Source organism: Streptomyces sp. URMC 123 (genome assembly GCF_051386515.1).
Classification (GTDB): Bacteria; Actinomycetota; Actinomycetes; order Streptomycetales; family Streptomycetaceae; genus Streptomyces.
Map to the genome: position 1 here is coordinate 1 of NZ_JBPQTV010000188.1, position 12,432 is coordinate 12,432.

General features: G+C 75.0%; 9 protein-coding genes. 3 read left to right on the top strand and 6 right to left on the bottom strand.

Annotation, left to right across the window (positions count from 1 at the left end; genetic code table 11):
• The first annotated feature begins 58 nt into the window (after positions 1–58).
• From ACSNOD_RS20595 to ACSNOD_RS20605, 3 genes are all read left to right on the top strand, one after another.
• Entirely contained in the window at positions 59–1,420 is a 1,362-nt protein-coding gene (locus ACSNOD_RS20595) for a vWA domain-containing protein (RefSeq protein WP_436768462.1), read from the top strand.
• 93 nt (positions 1,421–1,513) lie between these two features.
• Positions 1,514–3,121 carry an FHA domain-containing protein gene (locus ACSNOD_RS20600; protein ID WP_436768463.1) on the top strand — a complete coding sequence of 536 codons (1,608 nt, stop codon included), beginning with the start codon at positions 1,514–1,516 and terminating at the stop codon, positions 3,119–3,121.
• A 100-nt stretch (positions 3,122–3,221) separates the two neighbouring features.
• A complete protein-coding gene (locus ACSNOD_RS20605; protein ID WP_436768464.1) occupies positions 3,222–3,626 on the top strand; it encodes a globin in 405 nt (134 codons plus the stop codon).
• 125 nt (positions 3,627–3,751) lie between these two features.
• On the opposite strand, the gene ACSNOD_RS20610 is transcribed toward ACSNOD_RS20605, so the two are convergent.
• The 6 genes from ACSNOD_RS20610 to ACSNOD_RS20635 form a co-directional block, all read right to left on the bottom strand.
• Positions 3,752–4,726 (bottom strand): hypothetical protein, encoded by a 975-nt coding sequence (locus ACSNOD_RS20610; RefSeq protein WP_436768465.1) that lies wholly within the window; start codon positions 4,724–4,726, stop codon positions 3,752–3,754.
• Positions 4,723–5,154 carry an acyl-CoA thioesterase gene (locus ACSNOD_RS20615; protein WP_436768466.1) on the bottom strand — a complete coding sequence of 144 codons (432 nt, stop codon included), beginning with the start codon at positions 5,152–5,154 and terminating at the stop codon, positions 4,723–4,725. Before ACSNOD_RS20615 ends, ACSNOD_RS20610 begins: the two co-directional genes overlap by 4 nt.
• 2 nt (positions 5,155–5,156) lie before the next feature.
• On the bottom strand, positions 5,157–6,821 hold the full coding sequence (gene ettA / locus ACSNOD_RS20620; protein ID WP_436768467.1) for an energy-dependent translational throttle protein EttA: 1,665 nt from the start codon (positions 6,819–6,821) through the stop codon (positions 5,157–5,159).
• A gap of 146 nt (positions 6,822–6,967) precedes the next feature.
• On the bottom strand, positions 6,968–8,377 hold the full coding sequence (locus tag ACSNOD_RS20625) for a Cys-Gln thioester bond-forming surface protein (protein WP_436768468.1): 1,410 nt from the start codon (positions 8,375–8,377) through the stop codon (positions 6,968–6,970).
• Positions 8,378–8,746: 369 nt separating this feature from the next.
• Complete coding sequence (locus ACSNOD_RS20630) at positions 8,747–9,295, bottom strand: single-stranded DNA-binding protein (protein WP_436768469.1); 549 nt, start codon at positions 9,293–9,295, stop codon at positions 8,747–8,749.
• Positions 9,296–9,510: 215 nt separating this feature from the next.
• Positions 9,511–11,679: a GTPase gene (locus ACSNOD_RS20635; RefSeq protein WP_436768470.1), complete on the bottom strand. Its 2,169-nt coding sequence runs from the start codon at positions 11,677–11,679 to the stop codon at positions 9,511–9,513.
• Between the last annotated feature and the right edge of the window lie 753 nt (positions 11,680–12,432).

Genomic DNA, 12,432 nt, shown 5'->3' on the forward strand with positions numbered 1-12,432 from the left:
CGCCCCGTCCCGCCCATCGTCCCGTCGCAGAACGTCGTCGCACCGAGGAGCGGATCAGATGGCCCATCTCTCCAAGCCGACCGTGCCCCAGTTCTCGGTCGAGGTCTATCAGAACGAGTACCTCCCGGAGGGCGGCCGCGAGGTGAACGCCATCGTGACCGTCACCGCCACCGGGGGCGGCACCGGCGGCGGCCGTCCGGTGACCGACCCCGGGGCCGTTCCCGGGCCGCGGCGGCCCGAGGCCGGCCCGTCCGCCGCCGTGGTGCTGATGGTCGACTGCTCCGGCTCCATGGACTACCCGCCGACCAAGATGCGCAACGCCCGGGACGCCACGGCCGCCGCCATCGACACCCTGCGCGACGGCGTCGCCTTCGCCGTGATCGGCGGCACCCACCAGGCGAGCGAGGTCTACCCGGGCGGCGGCCGGCTCGCAATCGCCGACCCCACCACCCGGGGCCAGGCCAAGCACGCGCTGCGCAAGCTGACCGCCGGCGGCGGCACCGCGATCGGCACCTGGCTGCGGCTCGCCGAGACCCTGCTGTCCGGCGCGGACGTCGCGATCCGGCACGGCATCCTGCTCACCGACGGCCGCAACGAGCACGAGTCGCCGGAGGAGCTGCGGGCGACGCTGGACGCCTGCGCGGGCCGGTTCACCTGCGACGCGCGGGGGGTGGGGACGGACTGGGAGGTCAAGGAGGTCACCGGGGTCGCCTCCGCGCTGCTGGGCACCGCCGACATCGTGGCCGATCCGGCCGGGCTCGCCGAGGACTTCACCGGGATGATGGAGAAGGCCATGGGCAAGGAGGTCGCGGACGTGAGCCTGCGGCTGTGGACCCCGGCCGGCGCGGAGATCGTCTTCGTCAAGCAGGTCGCGCCCGCGGTGGAGGACCTGACCGGCCGGCGCACCGACGCCGGGCCGCGCATCGGGGACTACCCCACCGGCTCCTGGGGCGACGAGTCCCGCGACTACCACGTGTGCGTACGGGTGCCCGGCGCGGCCGTCGGGCAGGAGATGCTGGCGGCCCGGGCCTCCCTGGTGCTCCCGGGCCCGGACGGGCAGGCGCCGCGGCCCCTCTCGCAGGGCCTGATCCGGGCCGTCTGGACCGATGACCTCGCCTCCTCGACCCGGATCAACCCGCAGGTGGCGCACTACACCGGGCAAGCCGAACTGGCACAAGTCATCCAACAGGGACTGGATGCGCGAAAGTCGGGCGATGCGGACGGCGCGACCGCCAAACTGGGCAGGGCGGTCCAGCTCGCCGGCGCCCTGGGGAACGAGGACACCGCCAAACTGCTGGCGAAGGTGGTGGACGTCGTGGACGCCCGGACAGGTACTGTGCGACTGAAACCGAAGGTCGCGGAAGCGGACGAGATGACGCTCGAAACGCGCTCAACCAAGACGGTTCGTGTCAAGAAGTAGCAGGTCCGGTCGGTCCGGGCCACCAGGTGAGGCGGCCCGGGGGCCGGGTGAGACGGTCCGGCGAGGGGCCGGGTGAGAGGGGGAAGAACCGACATGTCGACCTGTCCGAACGGTCATCAGTCGGGCTCCGACGACTGGTGCGAGGTCTGCGGGCACCGCATGGCCGGCACCGCCGCGCCCGCCGGTCCCGTGCCACCGCCGCCCGCCGGCCCCGTACCGCCCCCGCCGGCCGCGCCACCGGCCGCGCCCGGTCAGCAGGCACCGGCCGCGCCGCCCGGTCCGCCGCCGGCGCCGGTCCCGCCCGCCGGGTACGGCTACGGCTATCCCCCCGCCGCCCCGCAGCCGCCGGGCCCCTCGTCCTACAGCTCGCCCAGCTCACCGAGTTCACCGAGTTCACCGAGCTCACCGGGCTCGTACGGCCAGGAGGGGTCCTACGGCTCGGAGGCGTGGTACGGGCCGGGGGGCCCGTACGGGTCCGAGGGCTCCCAGATGTCACACGGCCCCCAGGTGTCCCACGGGGCCCATGGGGCCCATGGGCCCCATGGGTCGGACGGCTCGTACGACCCGGAGCGCACGGCGCAGGCGGAGCTGTGCCCGCAGTGCCACACCCCGCGCGAGGCGTACGCGCCGTTCTGCGAGGAGTGCCGCTACAACTTCCTGACGCAGTCGCCGACCTCGTACAGCCCGCAGGGGCCGTCGGGGTCACAGGGGCCGCAGGGACCGCAGGGGCTGTCCGCGCCGCAAGGCCCGCCGGCCCCGCAGGCGCCTCCCGGCCCGCCGCCGGGTGGTTACGAGTACCACGGCTCGCGGCCGTCCCAGGTGAACCGTCCCGCCGAACCCCTGTTCCCCGAGCCGAGCGGCCGGACCCCGGGGGCCGGGGCCGCGGACGGCCGGGCTCCGGGCGCTCCCCCGGCCCCCGTCCCGCCGCCGCCCCCGGCGCCGGGTGCGGGCCACGAGGCCCCGGGCGGGCAGGGCGCCGGGCACCAGCCGGCGGGCTACGGATACGGCTATCCGCCGGCGCCGCCGCAGCACCAGCCGCACCCGTCGGCACAGCCTCCGCACCCGTCCGCGCAGGCTCCGTACCAGCCGCACCCCTCCGCGCCCGCGCATCCGCAGCCGCATCCGCAGGGGCCGCCCTCCGCCGACTGGGGCGTGCCCGCGCCCGCGCCGCCCGCCCCCGCGCCCTCCCGCGCGGGCCGGAACCGGGGCGGGGAGCCGGACGACTGGCCGCTTCCCCCGCCGAGCGGCGGGCCGGGCAACGACGCCTCCGAGCCGCCCCCGGCGCCGTCCGCCGCCCTGGGGTGGGTCGCGGTGATCGCCCCGGACCGCGAGTACTTCACGGCGATGATGGGCCGCAGCGGCCCGGAGGGGGCGAGCCTGAGCCTGCCCGCGTACTCGCCCGAGCAGCGCCATCCGCTCACCGGCGGTCAGGTCACCATCGGCCGCCGGCGGCACAGCACGGGGGACACCCCGGACATCGACCTCTCGCGTCCGCCGGAGGACCCGGGCGTCTCCCACCAGCACGCCGTGCTGGTGCAGCAGCCCGACGGCGGCTGGGCGGTGGTGGACCAGAACTCCACCAACGGCACCACCATCAACGGCTCGGAGGACCCGATCCAGCCGTACATACCCGTCCCCCTGGCCGACGGGGACCGCGTGCACGTCGGCGCGTGGACGACGATCACGGTGTGCCGGGGCTGATCCTTCGAGTGCCGGGCCCGCCGGGCCGGGGCCGTGCGCGGGGCGGGGCGGGGGTCCTACGACCTCCGTCCTCCGCCCCCGCGTCTGAGACCATGGAACCGTGAATGAGATTCCGCGCGGCACGGTTCAGGAGCAGACCTTCTACGAGCAGGTCGGCGGCGAGAAGACCTTCCGACGGCTCGTCCACCGGTTCTACCAGGGTGTGGCGGAGGACCCGCTGCTGCGGCCGATGTACCCGGAAGAGGACCTCGGCCCGGCCGAGGAGCGGCTGGCGCTCTTTCTCATGCAGTACTGGGGCGGGCCGCGCACCTACAGCGACCACCGCGGCCACCCCCGGCTGCGGATGCGGCACGCGCCCTTCACCGTGGACCGCGCCGCGCACGACGCCTGGCTGCGCCATATGCGCGAGGCCGTCGACGAGCTGGAGCTCGCGCCCGAGCTGGAGAAGCAGCTCTGGAACTATCTGACGTACGCCGCCGCGTCGATGGTCAACACGGCGGGCTGACCGAGCCCGCCAGGGCTCAAGAACGCCGGGGCTCAGGGGCGCGGAGGCGTACGGCGTCGGGCCGCGCCGGGCCGGGGCCGCCGCGGCCCGGACGGCCGGGACCTGGGGAAACGCGCAGGCGGCGCTCAGGCGCGCCGGGGGGTGGGGCTCAGGGGCAGGGCGCCGAGGCCCGCCCGGCGGACGGCGATCGATCCATAGGGCGTGCGCAGCCTCAGCCAGCCGCCCGAGGCGAACAGGGCCGGGGCCTCCGCCTCCGGTACCAGTACGGCGGTGCGCGCCGCTCCCCCGGCGGGCTGCCGGTGCGCGGTGTGCGCGGCGCCGGCCGCGGCCCGCGTCGCCGCCGGCCGCAGAAAGCCCAGCGACTGGGCGGCGTGGACCGCCCGCAGCGGGAGGCCGGTGTCCCCGAGGGTCCGCGACCAGAGCTCCCGGCCGATGCGGTCCAGCTCGGCGCGGGTGCGCCGGTCGGCGGGCAGCGCCTCGGTGCGCGCCCGGAACTCCGCGACCGACGCCGCCACCGCGGCCCGTATCGCGTCCGGGCCGGGCAGCCCGGGGACCCGCTGCCAGCCGCCGCGCGGCGGCAGCACGCCGGCCCAGGGCGGGCCGGTCACGGCGGGCGGCACGGTCACCACGAGCCCGCCGGCCGGGCGCGCCGAACCCGAGGGGGGCGCGGCCTGCACGGGGACCGGCGCCGGCGGCGCCGGGTCACCGGCCGGCGCGGCCGGGGGTGTGGGGCCCGCGGCGAGCGCGGTGTCGATGGCGTCGGCGAGTTGCCCCGCCGACACGGTGACGTCCAGGGGGGCGGCCCCGCTCGACGCCGGGTCGGCCGCGATCCGCGCGGTACGGATCGCCAGGACCTCGAAGGAGGCCGGCCGGCCGAAGACGGCCAGCACCCGCTCGGCGGGGGCCGGGCTCTCCGGACCGCCGGTCGGGGCCGGGCTTTCCGGACCGCCGGTGGGGGCCGGGCCGGGCGCCCGGCGCGGCGGGCCACCCGCTCCCACCTGGAGCCGAACCGCCGCCGCCCGGTCGTAATGGATCAACCGGGCCAGGAAGGCGGCGAGATCCGCCGCCTCCCCGGCATCGGCGAGGTGCAGCGCCGTCATGCGGCGACGGCCCCCTCGGCGCTGTCGTCCTGGTACCGCTCGAGGAACGCCCGCTCCTCGTCCGTGATCCGCCGAGGCCGTCCGGCCTTCAGATCGAAGGGCACCACGACCGTCAGGGCGCGGGCGTACACCTGCTCCTCGTCCTTGACCTCGTAGGAGACGGTCATCGAGGCGGCGCCCAGCTTGGTCACCCACGTCTCCACGGTCACCGGCTCGTGCCGGTGGACCAGGGGACGCAGGTAGTCGATCTCATGGCGGGCCACCACGGCACCGCCGGCGAGCGACGACACGCCGCCTTCCCGCGCCGGTCGGAACATGAAGTCGATCCGCGCCTCCTCCAGATAGCGGAGGAAGACGGCGTTGTTCACATGGCCGAACGCGTCCATGTCCGACCAGCGCAGGGGGCAGGAGTAGCGATGACGTGCCACGCTCAGCCCCGGGTGAGCTTCTTGTAGGTGGCGCGGTGCGGACGGGCCGCGTCCGGGCCGAGCCGCTCGATCTTGTTCTTCTCGTAGGACTCGTAGTTGCCCTCGAACCAGAACCACTTCGAGTCGCCCTCGTAGGCGAGGATGTGGGTCGCGACGCGGTCGAGGAACCAGCGGTCGTGGGAGACGACCACGGCGCAGCCGGGGAAGTCCAGCAGCGCGTTCTCGAGCGAGGACAGGGTCTCCACGTCGAGGTCGTTGGTCGGCTCGTCGAGGAGCAGCAGGTTGCCGCCCTGCTTGAGGGTGAGCGCGAGGTTGAGGCGGTTGCGCTCACCGCCGGAGAGCACGCCGGCCGGCTTCTGCTGGTCCGGGCCCTTGAAGCCGAACGCGGAGACGTAGGCGCGGGAGGGCATCTCGACCTGGCCGACGTTGATGTAGTCCAGCTCGTCGGAGACGACGGCCCACAGCGTCTTCTTGGGGTCGATGTTGGCGCGGGACTGGTCGACGTAGGAGATCTTGACCGTCTCGCCGACCTTGATGGTGCCGGAGTCCGGCTCCTCCAGGCCCTGGATCATCTTGAAGAGCGTGGTCTTGCCGGCGCCGTTCGGGCCGATGACGCCCACGATGCCGTTGCGCGGCAGGGTGAACGACAGGTCGTCGATGAGGACCTTCTCACCGAACGCCTTGGAGAGGTTGTTGACCTCGACGACCACGTTGCCCAGGCGCGGGCCCGGCGGGATCTGGATCTCCTCGAAGTCGAGCTTGCGGACCTTGTCGGCCTCCGCGGCCATCTCCTCGTAGCGGGCCAGTCGCGCCTTGGACTTGGCCTGGCGGCCCTTGGCGTTGGAGCGGACCCACTCCAGCTCTTCCTTCAGGCGCTTGGCGCGCTTGGCGTCCTTCTGGCCCTCGACCTTGAGACGGGCCTGCTTGGTCTCCAGGTAGGTGGAGTAATTGCCCTCGTAGCCGATGGCGCGGCCGCGGTCGAGCTCCAGAATCCAGCCGGCGACGTTGTCCAGGAAGTACCGGTCGTGGGTGATCGCGACGACGGTGCCCGCGTACTTGGCGAGGTGCTGCTCCAGCCACTGGACCGACTCGGCGTCCAGGTGGTTGGTGGGCTCGTCGAGCAGCAGCAGGTCGGGGGCCTCCAGCAGCAGCTTGCAGAGGGCGACGCGGCGCTTCTCACCACCGGAGAGGTTGGTGACCGGCCAGTCGCCGGGGGGGCAGCCCAGGGCGTCCATGGCCTGCTCGAGCTGGGCGTCCAGGTCCCACGCGTTGGCGTGGTCCAGGTCCTCCTGGAGCTTGCCCATCTCCTCCATCAGCGCGTCGGTGTACTCGGTCGCCATCTGCTCGGCGATCTCGTTGAACCGGTCGAGCTTGCCCTTGATGGCGGCCACGCCGTCCTGGACGTTCTCCAGCACGGTCTTCGACTCGTCGAGCGGGGGCTCCTGGAGCAGAATGCCCACGGTGTAGCCCGGGGACAGGAACGCGTCACCGTTGGACGGCTGCTCGATCCCCGCCATGATCTTGAGGACCGTGGACTTACCGGCGCCGTTCGGACCCACGACACCGATCTTCGCGCCGGGCAGGAAGTTCAAGGTGACATCGTCGAGGATCACCTTGTCGCCGTGCGCCTTGCGCGTCTTGCGCATGGTGTAGATGAACTCAGCCAAGAGAAACCGTCCGGCAATCGATGTGTGGGCAGATACACCCCATCTTGCCGCAACGCTCGGGCTTGGCGGAAACCAGATAGTCGCCGCGGGCGCCGCGCCGGGCGCCGGTGGCCCCCGGCGCGCCCGGTGCGGCGCGCCGGGGTTGATCACTCGGCCGAGGACTGCGTCCCCTTCCTGCGGAGCAGGAAGACCGTCGCGCCCCCGAGGGCGACCAGTCCCACGGCCACGGAGGCGATCACCGGGGTGGCGCTGCTGCCACCGGTGGCGGCGAGGTCGACGCCGACCGGCTGGGCGCCGGCCGAGCCCGCGGTGGAGCCGCCCGCCGAGGCGGGCCTCGGCTGGTTCAGGGCCGCCAGGCCGCCCGCGCCGGTGGTCTTGCAGTCCATGATCCCGGAGAAGGTCTTCCGGAAGCCGCCCGGACCGTTGATCGTGAAGCTGTACGCCTGGTCCTCGGGCACGGGCAGGTGGATCGTCTCGGTCCGGCCGGCCGGGACGCTGTAGCGCACCCCCTTGAGTTCGAAGGTGAACGGCTGGTCGCCCTTGTTGGCGGCGGTGAGGTCCACCCCGCCCTTCGCGCAGTTCCGCTCCGCCGAGAGCGCCGGGACGGGCCCCTTGCCGGCCCAGTTCGCGGTGGCGGTGGCGGACACGGTGCTCTGGCTGGAACCGGCCAGTATCTGGGTCTGGCTCTTGGTGTCGCTCACGAGCACGCGGCCCACGGGGATGGTGGTCGCGGCCTGGAGCGTCAGCGACGCCGAGCCGTCCGGTGCCTTCGCCGGCACGTCGAAGAAGAGCTTGCTGCCGTCGACCGCGGTGGTCACGGGCTTGCCGTCGGCGCCGACGACCTTGACCCCGCTGCCCGCGGCGGCCGAGGAGGGCGCGACGCTCACGCTGCGGGCGTCGGTGCGCACGGTGACCGGCCCCAGCCGGCTCCCCGGCCGGCCCGACACGGCCGACCGGTCGAGGGAGAGCGAGGCCTTGGGCTCCTCGAGGCTCTGCGCGCTCTTCTCCAGATAGTCGGCGAGCTTCTCCGCCGCCGGGTCCAGGGCCTCGACGTTCGCGTGGTCGGAGTGGCGCCAGATGGCGACCTGGGTCCCGGCCGCCGCCGTGCGCTCGGTGAGGGGGCCGGACTCCGCCTTCGCCGCCAGCGCCGTGAGGTCGTTCACCTGGGGGAACGAGTGCTGGAGAATCCAGCGGATCTTGCCCGCGTCGATGTTCCCCTGGAGCGACGAGGCACTCCAGGGCGCCTCGCGGTACTTCGCCTGGCGCTGGGTCGGGTTGTGGACGTCGACGCAGTACGTCTGGAGCGTGCCCCCGCCCTCGACGGCCATCTCGAAGAGGCCCGCGCCCACCTCCTGCCGTTTGCCGCCGTCGGTGATCACGGCCCGGTCGGCGAGCTTGAGGCCGTTGAGGGTGGCCTCGGCACCACCGGGGTTGGGGAGCGCGTCGTCCGCGGCGGCCGGAGCGGCGGCGGCTATGGCACCCGCCGCGAGCAGACCGGACGCCAGGACCGCGGCGGCACAGCGGGCAGGGCCCGGCCGCCTGCGTAGAGAAATCATTGGGTTCCCCTCCGGGCGAGGCGATCGTGGGGGGACGCCTCGCGAGCAAACTCAAGTGCCCCCGTGAGTACGGAGGGAGATCCTAGGGCGCCAAAGTGCGACTAAATCCCCGCTCTTCACAGCTCCCAACCGATCCGAATCGGAATCGTTATCCCGTGATCACCGCATTGACGCCCGGTGACCTGGGATTATCGACAAATCCGCATCCAGCGGCCGGGCGATTGCCCAGGTATCTCCACAAGCCGGTTCCCGTGGTCGTTATCGCTCACAACCGATACGAAGTGACCAGCGGTTCCGCCCGGATGGGCTCGGCTGACGATTGCTCAGCATGTCGGCCCCTCGGACACGCACACCGGTGCCGACGCGGCGTCAGAAAGGCGCCGCCACCAGTGCGTCGGCCTCCGCGGGTTCGCGCTTCGCCGACGGCGCGGCGGAGGTGGCGTCCGGCACGGCGGAGGGCGCGTCCGGCGCGCCGGGTGGACCGGACGGTTCCGCCGGCGGCACGGCCGGCATCGACGCGTCGGCCGCTACGCCCTCCGCCGCGGGGCCCGGTTTCGCCGCGGACACTCTGCGGAACACCGCCGTCCCGCGCGCCAGATCGTGTCCGACGGCCACGGCGTCGATCTCCGCCGACACCCACCGCTGGCCGCCGCGCTCCTCGTCCCTCACCCGCAGCCGCCCGTGGACCATCAGCGGTTCACCGACGGCCACCGACGCCGCGAGATTGACGGCGAGCGAGCGGCGCGCCCACACCGTGTAGAAACTCGTCCTGCCCTCGGTCCACGCCTGGGACTGGCGGTCCCACCAGCGTGCCGTCGTGGCCAGCCGGAACTTGGCCACCGCCGCCCCGTCGGACCCCTCCCAGCACTCCACCCGCGTCGCCGCATTGCCCACGACCGTCAACACGGTGTCGTTCATCCGAATCCGCCTCCCCCGCGTCACGCGCTCCCCGGCGCGGCCGGTGCCGCGCCGTCGGCACCTCGTGTGCCGCGCGGATTCCATGCTGGGGCCGATCGCCGAAGCTCGCTCGGGCCTGTGGACAACGGCGCGGCTGTGGACAACTCCGTCACCCACACGAGTGCCGCGGACGCCACGAATGCCACGGGTGCCGTGGGCCCGTCGGCTCCCGCCTCCTACATCCGGCCCGGCCCACCGGCCGCCACCAGGTACTGGTCCCGTACCTCCTGGTAGCGGAGGAGCTCGGCCGCGATCGGCTCCAGCACCCGGGCCCGGCCGCACGCCGCGGCCGCCCCGCGCAGCCGCCGCTCGGCCTCCTGCCCGTACCGCCGCGCCGGGCCGCGCGCCGCGAGCCGGCACACCCACGCCACCACCGGCCCCAGGGCCACGCCCCACGCCATCATCAGCGCGGGCTCCCACCAGTCGTCGTACCCGGGGCGGGTGATCACGGTCGCGATCAGCCAGAGGGCCCCGACGATCTGCACCATCATCAGCAGGCCCTGGACCGCCGCGGCGGCCGACCACCAGCCCGGCCTCGCGGACCGGGCCGCCGCCGAACCCGTACCCCGCGCGCCTGCGGGCGCCCCCGGTGCTCCGGGCGCCCCCCGCCTGCCGGAGCCGGCGGGTCCGATTCCGGTCGCACCGCCGCCCGAGCCCCTGCCGCCCCTGCCCCTGCCCCGGTCCCTGCCTCTTTCCAGGCTTCGTTCACGCCCGAGAACCGCCCGGAGGCTCGCCCCCCGACGCGCGTCGGAACCCGCCGCCGTACCGGCCGACGGGCCCGCGCCGGCGGCCGCCCCATGGTGAGGGCCGCGATACGCGGCGCGCCCGGCCGGCATCGCTCCCCTGTCCGAGGCCAAGGGGACAGGCAACTGTCCGGCCGACTGGGCAGTCGAGGGCACCGCCGCCGCCACGGGTCCCCGCGCGGCCACCAGCGCGGGCGGCGGCGCCGCTCCCGGCCCGGCCCCCGCGACGGCCTCCGCGCCGACGGCCCCGGCCCCCGCACCCGCACCCGCGGCGGCCGCCCCGCTCCCGGGCGGGGAGGCGTACATCGGGGCCGGGACCGCTCCGGACGCCGTCGTGGCCCCCGGCCCGCTCGCCGCGCCCGGCTCCCGTGCGGGTCCGCCGCCCGCCACGGCCGCGGCCGCCTTCGCCGCGCCGGCCGCCGCCGCGTCCAGCGCCTCCGGCAGCCGCTCCGCACCGCGCACGGCCGCCTCCCGGACCGCCAGGGCCCAGGGCTCGGGCAGTCCTGCCGACGCGTCCTCCGCCACCCTGCGCACCGCGTGTTCGACCATGGGGCGCGCGGCGCACCGCGTCAGATCGCCGCCCAGCCGGTCCGCCGCCGCGGCAGGGCCGTGCGCGGGCAGCGGCGGCCGGACCACGCGGGCCGGGCCGTCGCCGCGCCGCTCCTGGTACCAGCGGCGCACCTGTGCCCACGGGGCGCCGCAGGCCAGCTCCGCCTGCCGCAGCCACTCCCGTTCGGCGGCCTGCCCGGCCGCCACCGCCCCCACCGCGTCCGCCAGCCGGTGTTCGAACTCCGCGCGGGCCGCCTCCGTCAGACCCACCCAGCCGTCCGCGAGGTAGACCGTGCGCAGGCGCTCGATCGCCCCCGCCAGATCCGCCGCCACGCGCCGCTCGGGCGCGCCGCGCTCGGCGACGAAGCGCCCGAGCTGTTCCCGGAGGTCGGCGATGCCGTGCCCGGTGAGCGCGGACACCGCCAGTACTGTCGCGCCCGGCTCACCGTGCTCACCCAGGGCGAGCCCGTCCTCGTCCAGCAGCCGCCGCAGGTCGTCGAGTACGTGGTCGGCGCTGTCCCCCGGCAGCCGGTCGATCTGGTTGAGCACCACGAAGGTGACCTCGGCGTACCCGGCGAGCGGCCGCAGATAGCGCTCGTGCAGGGCCGCGTCGGCGTACTTCTCCGGGTCCACCACCCACAGCACCGCGTCCACCAGGCCCAGCAGCCGGTCCACCTGCTCGCGCCGCCCCGGCACGGCGGAGTCGTGGTCGGGCAGGTCGATGAGGACCAGGCCGCGCATGGCCGTCTCGGGGGCGCGCAGGGGACGGCGGCGCAGCCGTACGGGGATGCCGAGCCGGTCGAGCAGGCCCTCGGCGCCGTCCGACCAGGCGCAGGCGATGGGTGCCGAGGTGGTCGGGCGGCGCACGCCCGCCTCGGACACGGTGCCCCCGGCCAGGGCGTTGAACAGCGTCGACTTGCCGCTGCCGGTCGCCCCCGCCACGGCCACCACCGTGTGATCGAGGGAGAGCCGGTGCCGGGCGGCGGCCTCGTCGAGCACGCGGCCGGCCTCGGCGAGCGTGCGCCCGTCGAGCCGGGTCCGCGACAGCCCCACCAGCTCGCGCAGCGCGTCCAGGCGCAGCCGCAGCTCACGGCTGTAACCGCTGCGGACGGGGGCGGCGCGCTGTCGTGCGCCGATCCGGAGCCCGGGGGCGCGTGGCGGCCGTTACGGGCGTGCGGGCCGCCGCTGCCGGCGGTCTCAGGGCGCGCGTCGCCGTACGAGGTCCGCCCGTCGCCGTACGGAGTCCGCGCATCGCCGTACGGGGTGCGCGCGTCGCCGTACGGGGCGTGGGCGTCCGTACGGGCGCTGTCCGCCTCCGTACTGTTGCCGCGCGGGTCCGTACCGCTGCCGCCGGGCCCGGTGATGCCGGGGCCCGGGTCGAGGTGTTCCGGGTGAGCGTCCGTACTGCCGAACCGTGACCCCGTACCGGTGAAGCGGTCATCCGTACTGCTGAAGGGCGCGTCCGCACCGGTCGTGTGCGCGTCGGGCCGGGGGTCGATGCCGGCGTCGGGGCCGTAGCGGGCGTAGCGGCCCCGGCCGTTGACGAGGTCCAGGCTGTCGTCGATGTCCTCGTCGATGCGCGCGCGGTCGTTCCTGGGGCGAGCCCGGCGCGCGATCAGCCCGTCGTCCCAGGTCTGTGGGGCGCCCGGGTGAGAAGTGCCCGCCTGCGGGGTGCCCCTGTCGGGGGCACCCCTGTCGGCGGGCCGGCGGGTGGCCGCGGGCCGCGTGGGCCCGTCGGTCAGCGGAGCGCCCAGGTCGAGGGGGCGGATGGGGGCCGGCTGCCCGTGCCGCGGCGGGTGCGGGGAC